We start from the raw sequence: 22,094 nt of genomic DNA, 5'->3' as shown, positions 1-22,094 counted from the left end.
GGGGCACGTCGAGGTCTTCCAGATGGCGAGCGTCAGAACTTCCATCATCGGGAGACCTCGACGTCTATCCCGGCACCGACGCGCCCACCCCGTGACCCGCACCTACACCCTCAGATGCGAAGAGCCTCCAATCGATCGCGGGCGGCGCCGACCCCGAACCGGTCCTGGCCCGCATGGACGCCGACTGGGCCCGCCTGGCCTTCCGGGAGTGAGCGCATGACGACCCCACGACAAGGAGCACCGATGTCGACGACGACACCGACGCGCGAGCCCGGGGCCGCGGACGGCACGGCCTCGGACGCCCCGGCGACCGGGCGCGGGTCCGCCCTGCGCCCCTCGCGGCGCCGCACGGACCCTCTCTACTACCTCTTCCTCCTGCCGGCGCTGGCGCTGTTCACCCTCGCGGTGACGCTCCCGGCCGTGCTCGGCTTCGCCTACAGCTTCACGAACTCGATCGGGTTCGGGGACTGGGACGTCATCGGGCTGCGGAACTACATCGCGATGTTCCGCGACCAGGGGATCCTGGACTCCTACCTGTTCACCCTCGGGTTCGCGCTGGTCACCGTCGTGCTCGTGAACGCGCTGGCGTTCCTGCTGGCGCTCGGGCTGACCTCCCGGATCCGCTTCACCGCGGCGCTGCGCACGATCTACGTGATCCCGATGGTGATCTCCGGGATCGTCATCGCGTTCGTGTTCCAGTACCTGTTCGCGAACACCGTGCCGATGCTCGGCGAGGCGCTCGGCTCCGAGGCGCTGTCGGTCTCGATCCTGGCGAACGAAGACTGGGCATGGGTCGCGATCGTCATCGTGACGGCCTGGCAGTCCATCCCCGCGACGATGCTGATCTACATCGCCGGACTCGTCACGATCCCTGCCGATGTGTACGAGGCGGCGTCGATCGACGGCGCGAGGGGACGGCAGAGCCTGTGGCACATCACGCTGCCGCTGGTCTCCGGCTTCGTCGTCATCAACACGATCCTCGGCTTCAAGAACTACCTCAACGCCTACGACATCATCGTCGGCCTCACCGACGGTGGGCCGGGAGTGGCCACCCGCTCGGTCGCGATGTCGATCTTCCGCGGCTTCGATGGCGGGGACTACGCCTACCAGATGGCCAACGCCATGGTGTTCTTCCTGATCTCGATCGCGCTCGCGGGCCTCCAGCTCCGCCTCACCCGTGGAAGGACGGTGCTCTGAACATGTCGACCGCCGCACCCCTCGCACCCGCCTCGTCCTCCGGCTCGCCTTCGGGCTCGTCCTCGAGCACCGCCCCGACTCCGCGCCGCCGCCGACGCGGTCGGGTGGGCCGCGACCGCGTGAACGTCACGACGACCGCGCTGCTTATCCTCGGCGCGCTCACCGTGCTGGTGCCGCTTTTCGTCACCGTGAACATGTCGCTGAAGACCACCGAGCAGGCCGTCGACGGCAATGCGTTCAGCCTCCCCTCGCCGCTGACCCTGTCGAGCTTCGCGGAGGCGTGGAGCCTGACGAACTTCCCGCGCGCCTTCGCGATCTCGCTGTTCATCACAGTGGTCGCGGTGGCCGGGGAGATCGTGATCTCATCCCTCGCGGCGTACGCGATCGTGCGCAACTGGGACCGTCGGCTGTTCCGCTGGTCGTTCTTCTACCTGCTGGCGGCGATGTTCATCCCGTTCCCGGTGGTGGCGCTGCCGCAGATCCAGCTCACCGGGATTCTGGGGCTGGACAACCCGCTGGGCGTGGCGATCCTGCACGTCGCCTTCGCGATGGCGTTCAACACGCTGCTGTTCACCGCGTTCCTGCGCACCATCCCGCTCGAGCTCGAGGAGTCGATGCGGATGGACGGCGCCGGCACCTGGCGGGTGTTCTGGCGGCTGATCCTGCCGCTGCTGGGACCGATGTGCGCGACCGTCGGGATCTTCGCCTTCATCCAGTCGTGGAACGACTTCATGATGCCCTCGCTGATCATCTCCGACCCGTCCCTGCAGACCGTCCCGGTGCTGCAGAACATGTTCCAGACGCAGTTCAGCAACAACTACAACGTGGCCTTCGCGTCGTACCTGATGGCGATGGCCCCCGCGATCATCGTGTACCTGTTCGCACAGCGCTGGGTGATGTCGGGCCTCACCCAGGGCGCGATCAAGTGATGCTGTCCTGCCACCACCGCACCCGCTGACCACCTGACCACCACACCCACTCGACCGGAGGTTCTCCCCTCGTGACCACTGCTCCCCATCCCCTCCCCGCCGCGCTCCAGGCCGACGCCGACTGGTGGCGCCAGGCCTCCGTCTACCAGATCTATCCGCGGTCGTTCGCGGACGGCAACGGCGACGGGATCGGCGACCTGCGCGGGATCATCTCCCGCGTGCCGTACCTGCAGAAGCTCGGCGTGGATGCGGTGTGGCTGAGCCCCTTCTACCCCTCGGCCCTGGCCGACGGCGGCTACGACGTGGACGACTACCGCGACGTGGATCCACGGATCGGAACGCTCGAGGAGTTCGACGAGATGGTCGCGGCGCTGCACGGCGTCGGGATCCGCCTGATCGTCGACGTGGTCCCGAACCACTCCTCGGACCGTCACGAGTGGTTCCAGGAGGCGCTCGCCTCGCCGAAGGGCTCCAACGCCCGCGAGCGTTACATCTTCCGCGACGGGCGGGGGAAGGACGGCGAGGAGCCGCCGGCGGACTGGACCTCGATCTTCTCGGGCCCGGCGTGGACGCGGGTTCCCGACGGGCAGTGGTACCTGCACTCCTTCGCGACCGAGCAGCCGGACTTCAACTGGAAGCACCCGGAGGTGCACGAGGACTTCCTGCGCACTCTCGCGTTCTGGTCGGACCGCGGGGTGGACGGGTTCCGGATCGACGTCGCCCACGGCCTGGCGAAGGATCTGACGGAGGTGCTGCCGTCGAAGGCGGAGCTGAAGGAGATGCCGAAGGACGGCACGCATCCGCTGTGGGACCGGGACGACGTGCACCAGATCTATGCGGAGTGGCGCGAGCTGTTCGACCGCTACGATCCGCCGCGCATCGCGGTGGCCGAGGCGTGGGTGGAGACGGCGGAGCGTCGCGCGAAGTACGCGAGCCCCGAGGGGCTGGGTCAGGCGTTCAACTTCGACCTGATGGAGGCGGACTTCGACGCCGCGCACTTCCGGGAGATCGTCACCGACAACCTCGCGCAGTCCGAGGTCACCGGGTCCTCCACCACCTGGGTGTTCTCGAACCATGACGGGGTGCGCCACGCGACGCGGTACGGGCTGCCGCCGCGGGCCGGCCGGGACGTGAAGCAGGGCGCGGAGTGGGTGCTCGCGGGCGGTCCCGAGGACGGCATCGACCGTGCGCTGGGGCTGCGCCGGGCACGGGCGGCGACGCTGTTCGAGCTGGCGCTGCCGGGCAGCGCGTACCTGTACCAGGGCGAGGAGCTGGGCCTGCACGAGGTCGCCGAGATCCCCGACGAGCAGCGGCAGGACCCCGCGTTCTGGCGCACCACCGCCGAGGACCGCGGCTTCGACGGCCTGGGCCGTGACGGCTGCCGGGTGCCGCTGCCGTGGACGCGCACCGGTGAGTCGTTCGGCTTCGGCACGGGCGGCGCGCACCTCCCCCAGCCGGCATGGTTCGCGGACTTCTCGGTGGAGGCCGAGGACGGGGTGCGCGGCTCGACGCTCGAGATGTACCGGGCCGCGCTCCGACTGCGCCGCGAGCTGCAGTCCGAGGAGTCGCTGACCTGGGACGAGACTCTCTCGATCGGGGCAGTGCTGGCCTTCGAGCGTCCGGGTGGCTGGCTGTCGGTGACGAACTTCGGCGAGGCGCCGGTCGCGCTGCCGGAGGGCGAGGTGCTGATCGCCTCGAGCCCGCTCGAGGGCGGGAAGGACGACGAGATCCTGCTGCCGGGCGCGACGACCGCCTGGCTGCGGCGCTCGGCGGGCTGAGCCCGGCGGACTCTCGCGGCGAGGGGCGATCCCGTGGATGACCTCCCGGATCGCCCCTCGTCGTGACGGATCCTGCCGGGCGCGGGTGCCTGCGGGCTGTTCTGTCCGGAGGGGCCCGCTGCCCGCACGGGGCGGGTCGGGATCGTGCGAGTGAGCACCTGAGCGCTCATCGGGCGGGTCATGGTGCAGGCCTCCGCGTCCGCGGTCCCGCTGATCCCGCCCTCTTCCCCGTCGGCGAGACCGCTGGTCTCGAGCGGTTCCCCGTCGGATTCGCCGGCGCCTTCCGGCCTGCCCGCCGCTGTCGCTTCCCGTGCCTGCGAGTCGTCGGGCATCACGACGAAGGCGGTCGGCCCGAGGCGCTGGGCCCGTCGGACGACGCTCGCCCCGCTGTGACTCGTCCATTCCACCTGGTGGCCGTCGGCGGCCTGGTCGCCGAGGCGCTCGACGGTCGCGTAGGCGTCCTCCTTGCCGGGGTTGTCGTGTCCGCACAGCCCCTGGCCGTTGTCGAGGCTGGTCGCACCGCCGCGGCTGTGCGGGACGATGTGGTCGTACTGGCGCACTGGCGCGTCGCAGTACGGAGCGCGGCAGCGTCCGTCCCGCAGGTGGAGGAAGCGTTTCAGGGCCGGCGGGAACTCGCGGGCTCTCGACTCGACGGCGACGATCTCCCCGCGCGTGGGGTGCTGGAACAGCTTCCTCAGCACGGCGCGGACCTGTGGCCCTTCCGGGCCGTAGCGGTCGCAGGTAGGGTCCTCCGGCTCTGAGAGCGCCGCGCGAAGCTCTTCGCGCAGCGCCTCGGCGGGCACCGGCCCGTAGCCCTCGATGTATGCCGCGTCGCCGTGCTCGGGCGCGAGCAGGGCCCGGTCGGTGATGATCACGCCGACGTCGAGGGTCTCGAGCTCGAGCCCGCTGTCCCGGCCGAGCAGGGTCGCGACCAGCGCATCGGCCATGATCGCGCCGTGGCCTTCCCGGTCCCCCTCGGACCTGCGTCGCTCGGCCTCGAGGGAGAGCCGCTTGTGGACGCGTTTCGCGTCGAGGGCGGGAAGATGGGCGCTGAGGGTCGCCATGCCGTGCTCGCCCGGGGTGAGGGTGACGTGGCGGGAGCGGCGGGCGATCAGGTGCCGGCGCGCGGCTCCGTCGGGGTCGAGCTCGCCGACGGCGGCCACGACCGCTCCTCGCCAGGCCTTGACGCCGGCGCCCTCCATCTCGGGCAGGCGCTCGTGGAGCACCTGGTCCACATCGCGGCGCTGCTGGTCGGTCAATGGGGCGGCAGTGGTGGCCGCGGCGTAGGCGACGCCGGGGGTGATCACGCCGCGCCCGAGCGCGGAGAGCATGCGGGGCATCGTGCCGACGAGGCGGCGGGCGGCGGCGAGGCTCGAGTTCGCGGCGGAGGGCGAGCGGTGGGTGGCGAGGGTGATGTCGGCCGTGGTTCGTCGATCGGCCTGGCGGATGAGCTGCTCGAGCGGCGGGAGGAAGTCGTCCTCGTGGGCGACGTCGTCCCGTGCCGCCTCGATCCGGTCGCGGAGGTGCGCCTCGGCGAAGGTGACGAGGGTGCGGGCCTCGAGCGCCGCGAGGGAGCTGAGCGCGCCGTGGATCATGTCCAGCAGGTTCTTGATCTCCTGCCGCGGCCGAGCGCCGACCTCGAACATCTTCTGCGGGTCGATCGCAAGGGAGGTGAGGAGGTGGTCGACGTCCCCGAGGAGCTCTGCGAGCGAGGACGGACCGCCCGCATGCAGCGCGGCGAGCACCTGCTCCGGAGCGTGCTGCTCCGGGGCGGGCTGCGGGGGCGTCGTCGCTGTCATGGCCCCATCCTCCCGCGCACCCCTGGCAGATGAAAGGCCCGACGGAAATTGTGGACAGCGCCGAAGCACGATTCTCCCGACACCGGGAGAAGAGTCCACGACACGTCGGCGCCGACACACTTCGAACGCCTATGACCTGCACGCTTGGATGCACACCGTTCCCACCACTCCCCCGCCTCCCGCACCGACCGTTCCTCCACATCACCGCGAAGCAGCAATTCCGTCCAGAATTCCCTGTGGAGGAACGAGCCGTTTCCCGGACCGGCCCGTCCGTCCACACCCTTGCCCCTGCGCACCCGTCCGGTATCTCATGGGGACCACCGCTCGCCGAGGAGGCATCGATGCAGAAGCTCCCCGTCCCCCAGTCCGCCCAGGCACCGGCCGACGCGTTCACCGGCTCCGTGCTCCACGAGGCGCTGCGCGGCCCGATGGAGGGGTCCCGCCTCGCGATGGCCCACATCCACTTCGCGCCCGGCGCCCGCACCCACTGGCACACCCACCCGCGCGGCCAGACCCTGTACGGCACCGCAGGCGTGGGCCTGGTGGTGACGCGGGCGGGGGATGTGCAGACTCTCGAGCCCGGTCGCACCGCCTGGATCCCGCCCCTCGACGAGCACTGGCACGGCGCGATGGCCGGGACGCGGATGGCGCACATCGCCGCGCAGGAGGCCGACGAGGACGGCGAGACGGTCACCTGGCTCGAACCGGTCACCGACGAGGAGTTCGCCCGCGCGAACGAGGCCGCGCAGGTGAACTGAGCGGCACCGTGCCCGCTCCGGCTCGGGCTCTGCTTCGGGCTCGGGCTCCGCTTCAGGCTCCGGCCTCGGCTTCGGCTTCGGCTCATCTCTGAGGACAGGATCCGTCCTTCCACCCGGACACGATCACTGTGTCAGTGCCCCTTGCTCTCCCCTTCGACGACGGAGTCCCCATGAACGCCACGTTCCAGGTCACCTTCGACGCCCGCGACCCGGGCAGCCTCTCGATGTTCTGGAAGGAGGTGCTCGGCTACGTGCATCCGGGCCCGCCGGGGTTCGACCCGACGACGGGCCGTGACGCGCTCGCCGCCTGGGAAGAGTTCCTGGACGGGTTGGGCGTGCCGACATCCGAGCGGAACGACGTCTCCGCACTGGAGGACCCCGAGGGGGCCGGGCCGCGGCTGTTCTTCCAGCGCGTCCCCGAGGAGAAGGTCGCCAAGAACCGCGTCCACCTCGATGTGCGAGCCGCGCCCGGCCTCGAGGGCGAGGCGAGGATGGCGGCGCTCGAGGCGGAGTGCGAGCGGCTCCTCCCGCTCGGTGCGATGCGAGTACGGCGCCACGAGCCCGAACCGCCGATGAGCGGCGGCTTCATCGTGATGACCGACCCGGAGGGCAACGAGTTCTGCCTCGACTGACGCAGGCTGCTCGGCATCTCTTCTGACACTCGTGCCCGAGCCGTCATCCCCCCATCCCCGCATGCGTGCGCCCGCGCCACCCGCGATACCGCTACGCCCGAGAGACTGCACCGTCGCCTCCGCACCCGCGCGACGGCGTCGTCCGAGCGGCGCACCGGCGTCGTCTCAGCGGAGCCGCTGCACCCGCGCGGCCGCGTCGTACAGAGCACGGTGAGCGGGCCGCAGCGCGGCATGCTGCGCTGCGGCCGACGGGTCAGGGACGATCGTCGCCGCCTCCTGCCGGGCGCCGAGCGGGACCAGGGCGTGGTCCAGGCCGAGCGCCTCCGCGGCGACGAGGGCGCAGCCGAGCAGTGCGGCGTCGGTCCCGTCGACGGTGCGCACGGGTCGGCCGGTGACGTCGGCGAGGATCCGCAGCCAGGGCGCGGAGGCGGCGCCGCCCCCGGTCACCGGCAGCGGACGCGGAGAGGAGTCGCCCTCGGACTCGAGCGCGTGGGCGAGTCCGTGTGCGACGCCCTCGAGCAGCGCGGCGTACAGATCGATGCCCCGGGTCCCCGCGTCGATCCCGACCACGGCGCCACGCAGGCTCGCGTCCCGGACCGGGAACCGCTCCCCCACGATCGAGGGCAGGGCGAGCAGCCCGCTCGGACCGCGCCCGCGCTCCTGCTCCCGCGCCTCGAGCAACTGATCGGCCCGGCCCGGGTCCGCGCCGTCGAGGACAGCCTGCCGGGCCCAGTCCGCGGCTGCGCCGGCGGAGAGCAGCGCGGAGATCCGCAGGATCGGGGGCTCGGCGGTCGCCGACGACGCTCCGAGAGCGAGGTGGTGCGAGACGCCGGCGGGATCCTCACCGGCTGCCCCCTCGCCTGCCGAATCCTCACCGGCTGACCCCGCGCCGGCCGACTCCACGCCGTCGGGTTCCTCACCGTCGGACTCCCCGCCGGCGTCCTGTGCCCCCGTCGGCGACGTCCCGGCCCCGGGCAGCACCGAGGCGAGCCATCCGCTGGTGCCGAGGTAGACGTAGGCGTCGCCCGGCGCGAGGCCGACGATCCCGCAGGTCGTGGCGCCCGCATCTCCCGGGGCGAGCACGACGGGCAGCCCGTCCGGCACGCCCAGCAGCGCCGTCGCCTCCGCGCCGGCGTGTCCCACGACCTGACCTGCCGCACCGGTCAGCGCGGGCAGCAGAGCCGGATCGAGCCCGGCGGCGCGGGCGACTGCAGGCGACCAGTCGCGGGTGCGGGCCTCGAGCAGTCCCGTCGTCGCGGCGGTCGTCGGATCGCACCAGAGCCCGAGCCCCATCCGCGCCACGAGGTAACCGGCCGGGCCGAACACGACGCCCTGCAGGTCCGCGAACTGTTCCGGGGCCGCCCGGAGCAGGCGCAGGTGCATCGCGGCGCAGCTGGTCGCGTCCTGCAGGTTGCCGGTCAGCGCGTCCCAGGAGACGCCGTCCGCGGCGAGCGCGGCGCGCAGCTCCGCCGCCTCGGCGGCCGCGCGGGTGTCGGAGTAGAGGATCGCGATGCTCGCGGCACCCGAGCGCGGGACGGGGACGAGGTCCTGCATCTGCCCGGTGAGCACGAGCGCCGCCACCTCGACGTCGGGCGCCGTATCCGGCACGGGCGCCGGCGCCGCGCCATCACCCGACGCCTTCGCGGCGGGCGCCGCCTCGAGGAGCTCGACGATCACGGCGCGGGCGGCGCTCTCCCAGTCACGGGGGTCCTGCTCCGCGGTCCCGTCGGCCGCGTGGCGGGTGGGGTACGGGGCCTCCGCCCGGAGATGGACGGTGCCGTCCAGGTCCAGGAGCGCGGCCTTCGCGGCGGAGGTCCCCAGGTCGAGGCAGAGCAGGTGCGGCATGGCAGTCAGGGTATGCGTGAGCGGGCGGCGCCGTTCCCCGACGCCGCCCGCTCATCGCACTGCGAGTGTCCGGCTCAGCCCTGGTTGATCAGGGACAGCTCGAACTCGAGCTGGATCTTGTCGCTGACCACGAAGCGCAGCGGGATGCCGGCCGTCCTGCCGTGGGCCCGTCAGTCCGGAGCAGCGGTCGAGCCGCAAGGGCGGCGGACACGCGTCGATGATCTCGGAGAATCTGCCATCGGCAGGTGACTCGTCAGGCCTGGCGAGGGATGGGGCGGACGGTGAGCGTCTGCTGCACCGAGCCGAGCGGTCCCTCCTGATCGTGCAGGACCGAGCTGGTCAGCCCCTGTCCGGTGGGGCCGAAGGAGACGGTGGTGTCCAGGCCCAGCCAGCGGCCCGTCGGCCGGCGCATCAGGTGGATGGTGAGGTCGAGGTTCGGGAACATCCATTCGCGCGGCGTCTCGCGCACCGCGATGCCGTTGGAGGCGTCGACGGGGATGAGGAAGGTGGCGAGCTCGCCGGCCTCCTCGCCTTCGATCAGGGGATGCTCGGCGCGTAGCCAGCTGCGGCCGCGTCCGGGCCGCTTCGGCTCGGCGTCGCGCAGGCTGATGCTGTGGATGAAGCCGCCGGTCCAGTCCTCCGCCATGCTCCGCTCGGGCAGTCCCTCGGGTCCGGGCAGCGGCGGCAGCTCGGTGCCGGCGACCTCGGCGGTCTGCTGCGCGGACATCACCCAGCTGCGGGCGCGGAGCGTCTCACGCCCGGCGATCACGGCGGTGGTCTCGAGCAGCTCGATGGTGCGGCCGGGGCGGAGCATGCGGGTGGACAGCTCGATCGGCCCGCGGCGGAGCTGGCCGAGGATGTCGATGGAGAGCCGTCCGAGCACCTTGTCGGGGTCGGCGTGCTCGGCGCGCCAGCGCTCGAGATGCTCCACCAGCAGGGCGCCGACGGGGCTGATGTGCAGCTCGTCGTCGCTCCACGCGCCGCCCGCGTGCTCGCTGGGCAGGTAGGTGTCGGGGCCGACCTGGACGAAGTACGCCTCGGAGCCGGCGGCGCGGTCCTCGCCGATCGCCTCCAGCCCGGCCCCGCCCTGCTGTCCCTGCTCCTGACCTGTCATCCCTGGTTCCTCCCGTCCCCGGTGCGGGGCGCTGCGCTCGATGCCGTCCACGACCGTCCATCTTCCCCGACGGGCGCGGCCGGGGCGGCCGATTCGGCGCGGCGCGCCCGCGCCGAGCGGCGGAACCAGTTCACGAGCGGGCCGGGCACGAAGCGGTCCACGAAGGGAGCGCCGAAGCGCGCGATCACCTCGACGGCGAGGCCGAGGAAGAACGCGACCACCGGCATCCAGGCGGCCAGGGACATCGAGACGCCCATCGCGCCGAGGAAGCCCATCTCGGCGTCCATCCGCACGTGCACCAGCGCGAGAAGCACCAGCGAGCAGAACGTGTAGGCGAGCGGCAGCGCCGCCCAGGAGGTGACCTGCGCGATCACGTTCCCGGCCGGGATCTCCCGGTCGCGGTGCCACAGCAGCGCGATCAGCAGCGGCACGAGCAGGGCGGTCAGCACCATCGGCAGCCACACGTACCAGGGCAGGTCGACGAACCACAGGTTCTGCGTGCCGCTCTGCGGCGCGAGGCCGCTTCCCAGCCCGAGGTCCCCCACGTCTCCCCGGGCGGAGGCGCGCACCGGCACGACCAGCATCCCGAGGCCCGGCAGGAGCGCGAGAGCGGTCGGTCCCCACAGCGGCAGCGCCAGCAGCGCGCCGAGCACGGAGCGTCCCTCCCCGTCGACGATCTGCACGATCGCCCCGGCCGCGAGGGCGAGGAGGCCGACGGGCACGGCGAAGGCGAGGGCGTGGACGAGCACGAGGCGGGGCGCGGCGGCGAGGTCCGCGACCAGCGGCCACCAGGCGGGCTTGCGCATCCCCGCGAGATGGCCGAGCAGGAGCGGCAGGGTGATCAGTGCCCAGGTGCCGAAGAACATGTCGGCCCCAGCAGCGTGCATCGAGAGGGAGAGGCCGTTCGCGGGGTCCTCGATCGAGAACGCGGTCAGGCGCGTGACCAGCAGCGCGACCAGGGCGACGCCGAGACCGGAGAGGCCGGACCACAGCAGCGCGCCGAGCGGCCCGTTGGAGCTCCATCGCCGCTGGGCGGTGCGCGCTGCGAGGAAGGCGAAGACGGTCATCGCCGCGGTGATCAGCAGCGGCAGGCCGCGCCAGCTCAGGGAGAGGCTCCCCAGGAAGCCCATCTGCAGCTCGGCGTCGTAGGAGCCGAAGCTCCCGAGGGCGACCAGCTGGAACGGGATCCCGAGCAGGCCGATGATCCCCGCGGATCCGGCGTCGTCGGTGGCCGGGGCGGCCGCGCCGCCTGTCGGGTCCGTGCTCGCGCCGGTGTCGGCGGTGAGCACGGCGAGGACCGCCGAGACGATCACGACCAGCGCCGCGAGGAGGGCGACGAGATAGGCGAGCGCACCGGTGACGAGGGTGGGCACCGGGGTGCCGATCCCGACCTTCCGCAGCGTGGCGGTCGCCTGCGCGGCCGACAGGGTCTGCTGGCCGGCGACGGCCACGGCGCCGGGAGCGGGCGAGCCGGGGCCGGACGACGGGCCCGGGGCGGAGGGCGCGGAGGATCCCCACGGCCCGGGCGCGGCCGACGGGGCGGAGCCGCTCCACGGCGGAGGCCCGGGCGAGGAGGGCGGAGCCGTCGAGGGCTCCGTCCCCGCCGTCGGCCCCTGCCCCGCCCACGGGGAGGGACCGGCCGACGGGGCGGAACCGGCCGACGGGGCAGGACCGGGTGACGGGGCGGGACCGGGCGGCGGTGCGGCTGCGGGCGTGGTCATGCCGTAGCCGTACCCTCCCCCGTCCTGCCCCGTGCCTCCCTGTCCGTGGCCGGTCCCGTTCCCCTGGCCGTCGTCGGGCTGGTTCGGCTGCGACATGCGTGCCCCTCTCACGTGCGTGGTGCGTGCGAGTGCTGCTGCACTCCCCCGCTCGCGAGCCTAGCCGGAGGGGCGGGGCTCAGAAGCCGTTGTATCGGTAGGCGTTCTGGTTCCAGAAGTCGGTGCCCCAGGTGTGGGTGCGCGCGACGCCGCCGACGCCGCCGGCCTGCTCGATGACGGTGAAGGAGGTCTTGGAGTCGTCGGTCCAGCCGGTGAAGATGACGACATGACCGGCGGCGCCGCCGGAGCCCGGGCCGAGATTGCCGATGATGTCGCCCGGCTGCAAGTCGTCCTTCGGGATCTCGGTGAAGTGCTCGGTGAGCGTCACCGTGGAGTAGCTGGTGTCCAGGCCGTACGCCATCGAGACGAAGCCGGAGCAGTCGGTGCGGTACTGACGGCCGTCGGGACCGTTCGTGTACGCCTCCATGGAGTAGGGCACGTTGCGGTCCACCCAGGTCTGGCCGCGGTCGAGCACCTCCTGGCGGTCGGCGGAGAGGCCCGGGTCCTCGGGGGCGGGATCGCCGCCGCCGCACTCGCCGAGACCGGCGGCGTCGGGGACGGTGACGTAGGCGCGGGAGACGTAGCCGTCCACGCCGTCGTAGCTGACCTTGGCCCAGTACTCGCTGGCGTAGGTGCCCTGCACGGCCTCCCCCGCGGTCTGGCACTCGAGGTCGAGGGTGGTGCCGGCGGGGATCGTGCCGAGAGCGGCGGAGCCCGTGCTGGTGCCGGAGCGGATGGTGAGCTGGTCGGTGGTGGTGCCGGGTGCGGCAGCCTGCGCGGGCTGGGCGAGCACGGCCATGCCCGCGACGGCGAGCGCCGAGGCCGCGGCCCCGCCGGCCAGTCGGTGCGTGAGCTTGGTGGTGGTCATCGTTCTTCGTCCCCTCAAGGATCTCGGGTTCGTCGGACGGCGCCGTCGCCGGATCGTTCCCCCACGTCGGCACCCTCGAACCTAGGCACGGCGCGACGAGGGTCACAACCCCTCGCCCATGGGGAGAGGTGCCCATCGACCTCGGAGGCCGACGGGCATAGGGTCGCGCGCCCGCGTGGCAGGAGCCCTCGGGGAGCGTCGAGGGCCGGGCCCTGACCCCGTGATCGCATAGGTCAGCGCACGGGCGGGGCGCTCTCTCCGGCCTGTGCGGTGATCTCGTCGACGATCGCCTGCACCGCGAGGGTCTGCGCGTGGAAGCGGTGGTCGACGTCGTGCGCCTCGACGAGCTGTGCGAAGACCTCCAGCTCGCCGGTCATGGTGTCGCCGGGGCGCCGCGCCGGGACGGACATGAGGGTGCGGGTGCGGCCGTCGCGGTAGTGGAGGCCGATCTCGGAGGGCTCAGCGATCTTGTCGATGGTCATCGTCGCGTCCTCGCCCTCGATCACACTGGGGGTGACACCGTGCGTGACCTTCGAGTAGCGGCAGGTCACGACGGTGCTGGTGCAGTCCAGCAGCACAGTGGCGCTGGCCTGGAAGTCGTTGGGAAGGCTGAGCGTCATCGCGGCGGTGCGGCGGGGGGCGCCGAACAGCTGAACGGCCGCGTGCAGCGGGTAGATGCCCACGTCCGCGAGGGCGGAGATGCCGAGCTCCGGGTTGAAGGCGTTCAGGACCGTGCCGGAGCGGAAGGCGTCGTAGCGGCTGGAGTACTGGATCATCTCGAAAGAGGCGCTCCAGATCCGGCCGAGCTCCGGCAGGTGAGCACGGATGGTCTCCATCGCCGAGTCGTGGATGTGGCGCACTGCTTCGAGCAGGACGCGGTCCGCCTTCTTCGCCGCCTCGACCAGCTCCTCCGCCTCGCCCAGGTCCACCGCGAGCGACTTCTCGCACAGCACGTGCTTGCCGGCCGCGAGCGCCTGGCGCACCTGGGCGGCGTGCGCGGGGATGGGGCTCGCGACGTAGACGGCGTCGATCTCCGGATCCGCGAGGATCGCGTCGAGGTCATCGCTCCAGGCGGCGATGTCGTGGGAACGCGCGAACTCCTCGCCTCGCTCCTGCGAGCGCGAGTACACGATCGCGGGCTCGGCGATGCCGGAGTCGTGGCAGGTCCTGGCGAACCATCCGCTGATCCGACCGGTGCCCAGGAGCGCGAATCGCATGACGTGTCCTCTTCGTGTCGGTGGCGCGGTGGCCGTGGGGCTCAGGAGCTGCTGGCCGACGCGGTGTCGCTGCGCGCGAACTGGCTGCGAGCCTCGGGAGTCGAACGGTATCCGACTCCTCCGATCGCTCGCCCTGTGGGCCGCCGTCGTGATCGTCGAAGGGCGACTCGCGACGAGCCGGCCTCGAGCGCGGGCCTCACTCCGTCGCGATGTCCTGGAGGAGGATCTCATCGCGCTCGATGGTGTGGTGTGTCCTTCCGTCGTCGTCGACCCAGTCGTACTCGCTGACATCGACGGTTCCCGTGGCCCGGTACCCGAGACGCTCGTACAGCCTCCGTGCGCCAGGATTGTCCTCGCCGACCTTCACGGCGAGGAGCAGGCGGCCGCGCTCCTCGGCACGTCGCTCGGACTCGGCGATCAGGGCGGTCCCCACGCCTCTCCCCCGATGCTCCGGCCGGACCTGGAGATGGCAGATCTCCACGGCGTCGGGATGCGCGACTCGCCCTTCGGCGCCGACGAATCCAGTCCACCGGATCACCGCGGAGCCGAGGGGCTCACCGTCGCGCCATGCCACGAGGTAGTCCGAGGAGCCGTGCGCCGCATTCGACGCATGCGCTTCGTGGACGCCTCCCGGGACGGGCCACTTCTCGGTCAGGACCGTCAGATCTGCGGCGGTGCAGGGGCGGAGGCCCATCGGGCCAGTATGGACACTCGCACGACGTCGTCGGGGCCGCTCGGGACCCGCGGCGGGCGCCACGGCACAGCAGGACCGTTCGCTCAGCGATTCCGCGCGACCTCGATCGACACGGCGACGGCCAGCGGAGTCACGGGGAGGTACACGATCACCGGCGCTGCATCGCACGTCGGCCCTGTCGGCATCATCGTGCCGCCTCTCGAGCGTTCCCGAAGACGCCGCGGAGGAGAGTGCTCCACGACGCGAGGTGGATTCATCACCCGAACGGCCGTAGGAGCACGCTCTGTGGATGATGTCTCTCCCCAGAGCATCGGATGGCGCCCACGGCTCCCTGGCGAGAGCACGCTTCGGGGAGTTCGAGTCCTCCCCATGCCGGCAAGGGGGACGCGCCGTCCGCGAGCCTCAGGCCGGTCGGGCGATCTCCGCAGAGCCGGGGAGCACCTGCACCATGGCCTCCCATGCGGTGATCGAGGGCACCGGCACCAGGTCGACCTGGGTCTCACTCTCGACCACGACGAAATAGTGGGATTCCCAGCGCAGATGCACCGAGAACTCGTCGGCCGTCCGACCATCCGTGCGCGTCCATGTCGCTCGGGACTGCACCATCTGCCAGGACGAGTCCTCGCTCCCCGGGTAACCCGCCCCCTCGAGCACGGGTCGCACGCCGTCCCAGGCATCTCTGCGCACGTCAGGCGCCGGATCCGTGAGGTCCACGACGGCCTGGGGCGCGAACCCCAGGGCGGGCGCGTCGTGTGCCGGCGGGCGGCCGGGGAGGAAGCGGACCACTCGGGTCATCGCTCCGGGGAGCAGCGTCATGGGAAAGGCGCTGAGCTCGACGTCCCCGTCGCGCACAGGGCTGAGTCGGACCACGATCCCGTCCCGCCCGACGACGAACGAGTGGGTCTGGAGCCCTCCGGGACCCGAGACGTCCAGGCCGAGCGCGAAGACGGGTGACGAGATCGCCGCCCCCATCGCGGCCACGAGCTCGGCCCGGAGCCGCTCCGCATGGTCGACGTCGGTTCCGACGAGCTGCGCCGGGGCCGGCGAGTCGACTGCCTCGGCGAGTCGACGATGCAGATGCTCGATCTCCACTTCCGTGCCGCGGAACGTGGTGCCGTCCGAGGAGACCTCGATCATCGCCCTGCCTCCTCCGTCGTCGTCAGCGCGCAGGACGCCAGGACATCCTCGAACAGCTCCTCGGCCTCGGCGTCGCGGAACGGGAACGACGTGAGCGAGACCCCGACGACGACATCGGCGACGACGGTGATGCACTGACGGGTGATCACCGAGACGTGCTGCTCGGTCGTCTGGAGGTACGCCAGGAACATCCCGTCCCGGCCCACGAAGGGCAGCGGGCGCTCGTCGATGACGTGGAGGTCCTGCACGACGCCGTTCATCCAGAGACGCATCGCGCCGTGCACGAGCTCGAGAGCGGTCGGCATGCCCTCGTCGAGCCGCTCGATCGTCACGACCACGTTGTCCATGAAAGGGCCGGAGACCTCCTTCGGACGCATGGCGGCCAGGGCGACCGTGCCGCCGCCGGGCTCCGGGCTCCAGCTCCCGGGGACCTCGAACGACAGCGCGACCTCCGGGATCCCCTCCACGAAGGCGATCTCACGTCGAGTGCCCGAGTCCGTCATGCACCCTCCCGTCGTCCCGCGCCGGACCGTCCCGCTCCGCTCAGTCGAGCAGCGCATCGACGCCCCAGTTCGCGAGGCCGCCGCCGGCCCAGCCGCCGATCATACCGCCGACCACGCCTCCGATCACCGTGCCGACGCCCGGGACGACGCTGCCGATCGCCGCCCCCGCGGCAGCTCCACCCATGGCTCCGCCCATGTTGGCACCGCCGTCCAGGAGGGCCCGGCCCCATCGCTCGCCGTCGCTGAGGCTCGGATCCGATGCGTCGGCCTCCCAACGATCCCACCCTGCTGCGACTCCCCCGACGACGTCGCCGATAGGGCCCGCGACCTCGCCGGCGACGCGGAACATGTCCGCGTTCTTGAGGAATGGGACCAGGGCATCCTCGCCGCCTCGGGCGAAGATGTCCGCCGCCCGGGTCTCGTACAGATAGCTCGGGAGACGTTCGCCGAGCGCGTCGAGCCCGGTCCCCAGCGCCCCGATCCCCTGACCGAGCGCGTCCTCCCAATCGTTGGGCAGGAACGCGCCCGGGAACGAGGGGAGCCCCCCGGAGTCATCGCCCGCGGCCTCGCCCCCGGCTCCGCTTCCGGCGGGCACCGACTCGCTGTCTCCGGAGGCCGTGTCCTGCTCCTCGATGTGATCCCGCAGCTCCATGCGCATCGTCTCGAGGCGGTCGAGCGCCGAGGTGATGGCGCCACCGCGGAGGGACTCCCAGGTGGAGGAGAAGGCCGAGGCATCCGGGCCGCGCCAGAAGCCGTCGAGCCCGGCGATGACCCCGGCGAGCTCGTCGATCCGTGACGAGATCCTCGCCCGGTCGGTGCCCAGCAGCTCGCCGAAGGCCTCGGTCTCCGCCGTGTCCATCCCGTAGAAGCCCACGTGCTCGTTCCTCCGCATCTCGTCGTGATCGCCCCAGCATTCTGCCCGTGCCCGACATCGGCAATGGGGAGGACTCCCCATCCGCATCGCGTCCGCGATCGCGGACCCTCTCCGGACGGCTGGCAGACTGCTGGGGTGATCCCCTACCTGCTGCTCGCTCTCGCTGCCGTGATGATCGCGCTGGCGATCGTCGTGTACGTGATCTGGCGGAGGCTCGGCCGCAGCGCGACAGCGCGACGCTGGATGGGGGACGGGATGTTCCCTCGCACGTCCCAGGAGCGCATGACGGTGCTGGGCTGGCCCGCCCTCGCGGGCCTCTGCCTGTGCTTCGCCCTGGCGGCTCTCCCCGTCGCCGACGGTCTCCTCCGGATCCCGGCGGCCCTGCTGTCGATCCCGCTGTTCCTCGCACTGCTCATCACGCAGATCTCGGCAATCCCGCTGCCGGAGGGGATGTACCCGCACTGGGCACGGGAGCTGCGTCGTGAGCGCCGGGAGAACCGCGCGAAGCACGGGCTCCGCCGGGTCTGAGGGCGTTCGTGGCCGACGTCGATGTCACGTTCCCCCGTTGGTGGGCCCGGTGGGGATCGAACCCACGACTAGCGGATGAAAAGTCCGCCAGAGCATCGGCCGCAGAGCGTGTACAAGCAGGTCAGAGGGCTCGTACTGCTACCCGAAGCGCGACGGACACCATCGCGTCACTGTCAGCGTTGCTGTCAAGAGGTGTTCGAGACGAGTCGGCATCTGTTCCTTGGGGATGGTGTCCCCAGAAGCCCTAGTCACACGTGCGCTCGGCTTTCCTCAACCTTGGACTGGAATGTCGAGTGGCTCGCGGGACAGCAAGCTGCCGATGAGCTCCTCGATGCGGGTACGGATCTCGTCGCGCACCGAGCGGACTTCCGCGACGCCCTTGCCGGCTGGGTCCTCGAGTTTCCAGTCCTCGTACCGCTTGCCGGGGTAGTAGGGGCAGGCGTCGCCGCATCCCATGGTGATGACCACATCGGAGGCCTGGACGGATTCGGGGGTGAGGATCTTCGGCTTCTGGTGGGAGATCTCGATGCCGACCTCCGCCATGGCCTCCACCGCTGCGGGGTTGATCGAGTCGGCGGGCGCAGACCCGGCGGAGCGGACCTCGATGCGGTCCCCGGCGAGCTCTCTCAGCCACCCGGCTGCCATCTGGGATCGACCGGCGTTGTGGACACAGACGAACAAGACGCTGGGGCGAGCGGTCATGGGAGCCTCCCGGCCGGGGGTGAGGTTCAGGCGATGTCGAGGAACGCGCGGAGTTCGGCAAAGGCTGACGGGACGACGGAGTAGTGGGCCCAGCGGCCCTTCTGCTCGCGCGTGAGCAGGCCGGCGTCGACGAGCTTCTTCATGTGGTGGCTGACGGTGGGCTGACTGATGCCGAGCGGCTCGGTGAGATCGCACGCGCAGACCGACTCGCAACCCTGGGCGGCGACGTGGGAGAGGAGCCGGAGCCGCGTGGGGTCGGACAGCGCCTTCAGCAGGGAGGCGATCCGTTCGGCGTCGACGGTGTCGACCGGACCTGCGGACAGCGTGCAGCACTCCTCAGAGCCGGTCCTCGCCGCGAATCCGGTGGCTGTGGCGTCGGTCGTCGTGGTCATGCCCTCACCTTACATTGACAGTCATCGATGTGGAACATAGCGTACTCATCGATAACCGTCGATGGAAGGTGTCTGGGCCTGATGAGCACGACCACCAAGGATGTGGAGCAGCCGCGCGTGATGAAGGAGATGTCCTTCCTCGATCGCTGGCTCCCGGTATGGATCCTGGCCGCCATGGCCGTGGGACTCCTGCTGGGGCGGTTCGTCCCCGGCCTGAACACCGCGCTGGAGGCGGTGAAGATCGGGTCTGTGTCCCTGCCCATCGCGATCGGGCTGCTGGTGATGATGTACCCGGTCCTGGCGAAGGTCCGCTACGACGAGACCCGGCGCATCGGCGCGGACCGACGCCTGCTGGTGACCTCGCTGGTGCTGAACTGGATCGTCGGACCGGCCCTCATGTTCGGCCTCGCGTGGATCTTCCTTGCCGACCTGCCGGAGTACCGGACCGGCCTGATCATCGTCGGCCTCGCGCGCTGCATCGCGATGGTGCTCATCTGGAACGACCTCGCCTGCGGTGACCGCGAAGCTGCCGCCGTACTGGTCGCGATCAACTCCGTCTTCCAGGTGATCGCCTTCGGAGCCCTGGGCTGGTTCTACCTCCAGGCGCTGCCGTCGTGGCTGGGGCTGCCGACCACGTCGGCCGAGTTCTCGATCGGCGCGATCGTCCTCAGCGTGCTGATCTTCCTCGGGATCCCCCTGGTCGCCGGGTTCCTGACCCGCGTCCTCGGGGAGAAGGCGAAGGGTCGGGCCTGGTACGAGGAGCGGTTCCTCCCGAAGATCGGCCCGTGGGCGCTGTACGGGCTGCTGTTCACCATCGTGCTGCTGTTCGCTCTCCAGGGCGACGCGATCCTCTCCGCCCCGGGAGACGTGGCCCGCATCGCTCTGCCGCTGCTGGTCTACTTCGTGGTCATGTTTCTGGGGTCCTTCCTGCTCGGACGGGCGATCGGCCTGAACTACGCCAAGTCCACGACCGTCGCGTTCACCGCCTCGGGCAACAACTTCGAGCTCGCCATCGCCGTCGCCATCGGCACCTTCGGCGTCACCTCCGGCCAGGCCCTCGCCGGTGTCGTCGGCCCCCTGATCGAGGTCCCGGTCCTCGTCGCCCTCGTCTACGTCGCTCTCGCGATGGGCCGCCGGCTCTTCCCCGGCGACGCGACCGTTCCCACCCGATGACCCAGCAGAGAGATCGAGTCACCATGACCGCGAAACGCCCCGCAGTCCTGTTCGTGTGCGTGAAGAACGGCGGCAAGTCCCAGATGGCAGCCGCCCTCATGCGCCATCACGCCGGAGATGCCGTCGAGGTGCACTCCGCCGGCACCCGCCCCGGCACCGCCATCAATGCCCAGTCCGCGGAGGCGATCGCCGAGGTCGGCGCGGACATGTCCTCCGCCGTCCCGCAGCCGGTCACCTCCGAGCTGCTGCGCAGCGTCGACCACGTGATCGTCATCGGCGGCGAAGCCGTCATCGAACCCGTCGAGAGAATGACCGCGCCGGTCACCACCTGGCACACCGATGAGCCCTCCCAGCGGGGCATCGAAGGGATGGAGCGCATGCGCCTGGTGCGGGACGACATCGACGCCCGCGTCCGTGCGCTCTTGAACGACCTCATCGCTACCGCGAACTGACCGCGCCCGCAGCAAGGAGACCCTTCATGCTGACCACCGCAACCAACTCGAATCCCGTCGTCGTCATCGGCGCTGGCCCCATCGGCCTGTCGGCCGCCGCCCACCTCTCCGAGCGCGGCCTGCCGTTCCTCGTCCTCGAGGCCGGGACCGCAGCAGGAGCGGCGATCGCCGAGTGGGGGCACACGCGGCTCTTCTCCCCGTGGCAGTACAACCTCGATGCCGCCGCGCAGCGACTCCTCGAGGCCGACGGCTGGACCGCTCCCGACGTTGACGCCCTGCCGACCGGTCACGAACTGCGCGAGCAGTACCTCGAGCCCCTCGCCCAGCTTCCGCAGCTTGCCGAGTCGATCCGCTACGAAGCACGCGTCACCGCGGTCTCCCGCGCCGGCATGGACAGGACGCGTACCGCACGCCGGGAGGAGACCCCCTTCCTCATCCGGACCGAGACCGCTGACGGACACAGCGAAGACGTCCTAGCCTCCGCCGTCATCGATGCCTCCGGCACCTGGTCCACCCCTAACCCGCTGGGCCAGGCCGGTCTCCTCGCCCCCGGTGAACGACAGGCCGTCGCTGCGGGCCGCATCACCCCGCCGCTGCCGGATGTGCTGGGTCGTGATCGCGATCGTGTCGCCGGAAAGCGCGTCATGGTCACCGGCGCTGGCCACTCGGCCGCGAACACCCTGCTGGACCTCGCAGAACTGGGTTCGACCACCGTGATCACCTGGGCCGTCCGCACCGCGGACCTCACCCGCGTCTACGGCGGCGGTGAACAGGACGAGCTCTCGGCCCGAGGAGCGCTCGGCTCCCAGTTGCGCGAGCTGGTCGACTCCGGACGCATCAAGGTCCTCACCTCCTTCACCATCACCCGCTTCTCCGGCAAGGACGCGCTGACCGTTCACGCTGTGACCCCGGACGGAGAGCGCGAGGTCACTGTGGACGTGCTGGTGCCTGCGACCGGGTTCCGTCCTGAACTGAGGATGCTCTCCGAGCTCAGGCTGAACCTGGACCCGGCGGTCGAGGCCCCCGCCCAACTGGGACCGCTCATCGACCCCGAGTTCCACTCCTGCGGATCTGTAGAGCCTCACGGGGAAAGAGTCCTCGCCCACCCCGAGAAGAACTTCTACATCGTCGGCATGAAGAGCTACGGACGCGCCCCCACGTTCCTCATGGCGACCGGCTATGAGCAGGTCCGCTCCATCGCAGCGTCTCTCGCCGGCGACCGCGACGCAGCAGACGCGGTCCGCCTCGAACTGCCCGAGACCGGCGTGTGCACCACCGACCTCGGCGGCAGTTGCGATGCGCCCACGAAGGCGACCGACGTCTGCGGAGCGTCCGCACCCAGCTAGGAATCGTGCTGCACCGGACCACAACCCAGCGCGATTGCTAGCCGTCTGCAAAAACCCAACAGGTAACTAGATTCCGAGCGCGCGCCCAAACTTCGCCGTAGAGCAACTGACCGATGCCCCACAGAGAAAATTCGATCCCGAAGATTGCCGTGCGGTGGAATCAGCCCCGACCCCGGACTGCCGTTCCCGCGAGACTCTCATCGCGGATATCGGGCTCTTCGCATCTGAGGGTGTAGGTGCGGGTCACGGGGTGGGCGCGTCGGTGCCGGGATAGACGTCGAGGTCTCCCGATGATGGAAGTTCTGACGCTCGCCATCTGGAAGACCTCGACGTGCCCCA

21 protein-coding genes and 1 pseudogene are annotated in these 22,094 nt (G+C 71.0%); 10 read left to right on the top strand and 12 right to left on the bottom strand.

The genetic code is table 11. The annotated features are described in order from the left end of the window. The first annotated feature begins 243 nt into the window (after positions 1 to 243). The 3 genes from DS079_RS16690 to DS079_RS16680 all read left to right on the top strand — a co-directional run bounded on the left by DS079_RS16690 (position 244) and on the right by DS079_RS16680 (position 3,904). Entirely contained in the window at positions 244 to 1,197 is a 954-nt protein-coding gene (locus tag DS079_RS16690) for a carbohydrate ABC transporter permease (RefSeq protein ID WP_126988895.1), read from the top strand. A gap of 2 nt (positions 1,198 to 1,199) precedes the next feature. After that, a complete protein-coding gene (locus DS079_RS16685; RefSeq protein ID WP_126988894.1) occupies positions 1,200 to 2,126 on the top strand; it encodes a carbohydrate ABC transporter permease in 927 nt (308 codons plus the stop codon). A 71-nt stretch (positions 2,127 to 2,197) separates the two neighbouring features. Beyond that, the gene (locus tag DS079_RS16680; protein WP_126988893.1) at positions 2,198 to 3,904 is read left to right on the top strand and encodes a glycoside hydrolase family 13 protein; all 1,707 of its coding nucleotides are present in this window, start codon (positions 2,198 to 2,200) and stop codon (positions 3,902 to 3,904) included. Between the two features lie 515 nt (positions 3,905 to 4,419). On the opposite strand, the pseudogene DS079_RS17780 reads toward DS079_RS16680, so the two are convergent. Then, positions 4,420 to 4,851 (bottom strand): annotated as a pseudogene (locus tag DS079_RS17780) (HNH endonuclease); the annotation flags it as partial. A gap of 270 nt (positions 4,852 to 5,121) precedes the next feature. On the opposite strand from DS079_RS17780, the gene DS079_RS17775 reads away from it, so the two are divergent. From DS079_RS17775 to DS079_RS16660, 3 genes are all read left to right on the top strand, one after another. Beyond that, complete coding sequence (locus tag DS079_RS17775) at positions 5,122 to 5,736, top strand: hypothetical protein (RefSeq protein WP_241237706.1); 615 nt, start codon at positions 5,122 to 5,124, stop codon at positions 5,734 to 5,736. Positions 5,737 to 6,044: 308 nt separating this feature from the next. Then, the gene (locus DS079_RS16670) at positions 6,045 to 6,461 is read left to right on the top strand and encodes a (R)-mandelonitrile lyase (protein ID WP_126988892.1); all 417 of its coding nucleotides are present in this window, start codon (positions 6,045 to 6,047) and stop codon (positions 6,459 to 6,461) included. Between the two features lie 170 nt (positions 6,462 to 6,631). Further along, positions 6,632 to 7,093: a VOC family protein gene (locus tag DS079_RS16660; protein WP_126988891.1), complete on the top strand. Its 462-nt coding sequence runs from the start codon at positions 6,632 to 6,634 to the stop codon at positions 7,091 to 7,093. Between the two features lie 165 nt (positions 7,094 to 7,258). On the opposite strand, the gene DS079_RS16655 is transcribed toward DS079_RS16660, so the two are convergent. The 9 genes from DS079_RS16655 to DS079_RS16615 all read right to left on the bottom strand — a co-directional run bounded on the left by DS079_RS16655 (position 7,259) and on the right by DS079_RS16615 (position 17,180). Then, positions 7,259 to 8,938, bottom strand: a complete 1,680-nt coding sequence (locus tag DS079_RS16655) for an FGGY family carbohydrate kinase (protein ID WP_126988890.1) — start codon at positions 8,936 to 8,938, stop codon at positions 7,259 to 7,261. A 253-nt stretch (positions 8,939 to 9,191) separates the two neighbouring features. Then, the gene (locus DS079_RS16650; RefSeq protein WP_206516191.1) at positions 9,192 to 10,052 is read right to left on the bottom strand and encodes a thioesterase family protein; all 861 of its coding nucleotides are present in this window, start codon (positions 10,050 to 10,052) and stop codon (positions 9,192 to 9,194) included. Then, positions 10,049 to 11,869, bottom strand: coding sequence for a hypothetical protein (locus tag DS079_RS16645; RefSeq protein ID WP_241237705.1), 1,821 nt, complete (start codon positions 11,867 to 11,869; stop codon positions 10,049 to 10,051). Before DS079_RS16645 ends, DS079_RS16650 begins: the two co-directional genes overlap by 4 nt. A 79-nt stretch (positions 11,870 to 11,948) precedes the next feature. Then, a complete protein-coding gene (locus tag DS079_RS16640) occupies positions 11,949 to 12,737 on the bottom strand; it encodes an SH3 domain-containing protein (RefSeq protein ID WP_126988889.1) in 789 nt (262 codons plus the stop codon). Positions 12,738 to 12,970: 233 nt separating this feature from the next. Then, positions 12,971 to 13,954 (bottom strand): Gfo/Idh/MocA family protein, encoded by a 984-nt coding sequence (locus DS079_RS16635; protein ID WP_164736311.1) that lies wholly within the window; start codon positions 13,952 to 13,954, stop codon positions 12,971 to 12,973. A gap of 196 nt (positions 13,955 to 14,150) precedes the next feature. Beyond that, on the bottom strand, positions 14,151 to 14,648 hold the full coding sequence (locus DS079_RS16630; protein ID WP_126988887.1) for a GNAT family N-acetyltransferase: 498 nt from the start codon (positions 14,646 to 14,648) through the stop codon (positions 14,151 to 14,153). 402 nt (positions 14,649 to 15,050) lie between these two features. Next, positions 15,051 to 15,785 carry a hypothetical protein gene (locus DS079_RS16625; protein WP_126988886.1) on the bottom strand — a complete coding sequence of 245 codons (735 nt, stop codon included), beginning with the start codon at positions 15,783 to 15,785 and terminating at the stop codon, positions 15,051 to 15,053. Then, complete coding sequence (locus tag DS079_RS16620; protein WP_126988885.1) at positions 15,782 to 16,288, bottom strand: hypothetical protein; 507 nt, start codon at positions 16,286 to 16,288, stop codon at positions 15,782 to 15,784. Before DS079_RS16620 ends, DS079_RS16625 begins: the two co-directional genes overlap by 4 nt. Before the next feature lie 40 nt (positions 16,289 to 16,328). Further along, complete coding sequence (locus DS079_RS16615; RefSeq protein WP_126988884.1) at positions 16,329 to 17,180, bottom strand: WXG100 family type VII secretion target; 852 nt, start codon at positions 17,178 to 17,180, stop codon at positions 16,329 to 16,331. Between the two features lie 117 nt (positions 17,181 to 17,297). On the opposite strand from DS079_RS16615, the gene DS079_RS16610 reads away from it, so the two are divergent. Then, a complete protein-coding gene (locus DS079_RS16610; RefSeq protein ID WP_126988883.1) occupies positions 17,298 to 17,690 on the top strand; it encodes a hypothetical protein in 393 nt (130 codons plus the stop codon). Between the two features lie 270 nt (positions 17,691 to 17,960). Here the strand turns inward: DS079_RS16610 and DS079_RS16605 are convergent, their stop codons facing one another. Both DS079_RS16605 and DS079_RS16600 read right to left on the bottom strand, forming a co-directional pair. Beyond that, positions 17,961 to 18,392: an arsenate reductase ArsC gene (locus tag DS079_RS16605; protein WP_126988882.1), complete on the bottom strand. Its 432-nt coding sequence runs from the start codon at positions 18,390 to 18,392 to the stop codon at positions 17,961 to 17,963. 26 nt (positions 18,393 to 18,418) lie between these two features. Further along, on the bottom strand, positions 18,419 to 18,784 hold the full coding sequence (locus DS079_RS16600) for an ArsR/SmtB family transcription factor (RefSeq protein ID WP_126988881.1): 366 nt from the start codon (positions 18,782 to 18,784) through the stop codon (positions 18,419 to 18,421). Positions 18,785 to 18,865: 81 nt separating this feature from the next. On the opposite strand from DS079_RS16600, the gene arsB reads away from it, so the two are divergent. Genes arsB through DS079_RS16585 form a run of 3 tightly spaced genes read left to right on the top strand, consistent with a single transcriptional unit; the run spans position 18,866 to position 21,755 of the window. Continuing rightward, positions 18,866 to 19,957, top strand: coding sequence for an ACR3 family arsenite efflux transporter (gene arsB / locus DS079_RS16595; protein WP_126988880.1), 1,092 nt, complete (start codon positions 18,866 to 18,868; stop codon positions 19,955 to 19,957). A gap of 23 nt (positions 19,958 to 19,980) precedes the next feature. Beyond that, positions 19,981 to 20,409 (top strand): arsenate-mycothiol transferase ArsC, encoded by a 429-nt coding sequence (locus DS079_RS16590; protein WP_126988879.1) that lies wholly within the window; start codon positions 19,981 to 19,983, stop codon positions 20,407 to 20,409. 26 nt (positions 20,410 to 20,435) lie between these two features. Further along, the gene (locus DS079_RS16585; protein WP_126988878.1) at positions 20,436 to 21,755 is read left to right on the top strand and encodes an FAD-dependent oxidoreductase; all 1,320 of its coding nucleotides are present in this window, start codon (positions 20,436 to 20,438) and stop codon (positions 21,753 to 21,755) included. Positions 21,756 to 22,094: the final 339 nt, after the last annotated feature.

The sequence above is a fragment of the Brachybacterium paraconglomeratum genome (assembly GCF_003994255.1).
Lineage (GTDB): Bacteria > Actinomycetota > Actinomycetes > Actinomycetales > Dermabacteraceae > Brachybacterium > Brachybacterium conglomeratum.
The sequence above is the reverse complement of the archived record's forward strand: the minus strand, read 5'-3'. Positions and strand labels throughout refer to the sequence as shown.

Excerpts from the sequence above, each read along its gene's own strand:
- DS079_RS16690 (WP_126988895.1), top strand. The coding sequence starts at position 244 with ATGTCGACGACGACACCGACGCGCGAGCCCGGGGCCGCGGACGGCACG.
- DS079_RS16685 (WP_126988894.1), top strand. The coding sequence starts at position 1,200 with ATGTCGACCGCCGCACCCCTCGCACCCGCCTCGTCCTCCGGCTCGCCT.
- DS079_RS16670 (WP_126988892.1), top strand. The coding sequence starts at position 6,045 with ATGCAGAAGCTCCCCGTCCCCCAGTCCGCCCAGGCACCGGCCGACGCG.
- DS079_RS16660 (WP_126988891.1), top strand. The coding sequence starts at position 6,632 with ATGAACGCCACGTTCCAGGTCACCTTCGACGCCCGCGACCCGGGCAGC.
- DS079_RS16655 (WP_126988890.1), bottom strand. The coding sequence starts at position 8,938 with ATGCCGCACCTGCTCTGCCTCGACCTGGGGACCTCCGCCGCGAAGGCC.
- DS079_RS16650 (WP_206516191.1), bottom strand. The coding sequence starts at position 10,052 with ATGACAGGTCAGGAGCAGGGACAGCAGGGCGGGGCCGGGCTGGAGGCG.
- DS079_RS16645 (WP_241237705.1), bottom strand. The coding sequence starts at position 11,869 with ATGTCGCAGCCGAACCAGCCCGACGACGGCCAGGGGAACGGGACCGGC.
- DS079_RS16640 (WP_126988889.1), bottom strand. The coding sequence starts at position 12,737 with ATGACCACCACCAAGCTCACGCACCGACTGGCCGGCGGGGCCGCGGCC.
- DS079_RS16635 (WP_164736311.1), bottom strand. The coding sequence starts at position 13,954 with ATGCGATTCGCGCTCCTGGGCACCGGTCGGATCAGCGGATGGTTCGCC.
- DS079_RS16630 (WP_126988887.1), bottom strand. The coding sequence starts at position 14,648 with ATGGGCCTCCGCCCCTGCACCGCCGCAGATCTGACGGTCCTGACCGAG.
- DS079_RS16625 (WP_126988886.1), bottom strand. The coding sequence starts at position 15,785 with ATGATCGAGGTCTCCTCGGACGGCACCACGTTCCGCGGCACGGAAGTG.
- DS079_RS16620 (WP_126988885.1), bottom strand. The coding sequence starts at position 16,288 with ATGACGGACTCGGGCACTCGACGTGAGATCGCCTTCGTGGAGGGGATC.
- DS079_RS16615 (WP_126988884.1), bottom strand. The coding sequence starts at position 17,180 with ATGCGGAGGAACGAGCACGTGGGCTTCTACGGGATGGACACGGCGGAG.
- DS079_RS16605 (WP_126988882.1), bottom strand. The coding sequence starts at position 18,392 with ATGACCGCTCGCCCCAGCGTCTTGTTCGTCTGTGTCCACAACGCCGGT.
- DS079_RS16600 (WP_126988881.1), bottom strand. The coding sequence starts at position 18,784 with ATGACCACGACGACCGACGCCACAGCCACCGGATTCGCGGCGAGGACC.
- arsB (WP_126988880.1), top strand. The coding sequence starts at position 18,866 with ATGAGCACGACCACCAAGGATGTGGAGCAGCCGCGCGTGATGAAGGAG.
- DS079_RS16590 (WP_126988879.1), top strand. The coding sequence starts at position 19,981 with ATGACCGCGAAACGCCCCGCAGTCCTGTTCGTGTGCGTGAAGAACGGC.
- DS079_RS16585 (WP_126988878.1), top strand. The coding sequence starts at position 20,436 with ATGCTGACCACCGCAACCAACTCGAATCCCGTCGTCGTCATCGGCGCT.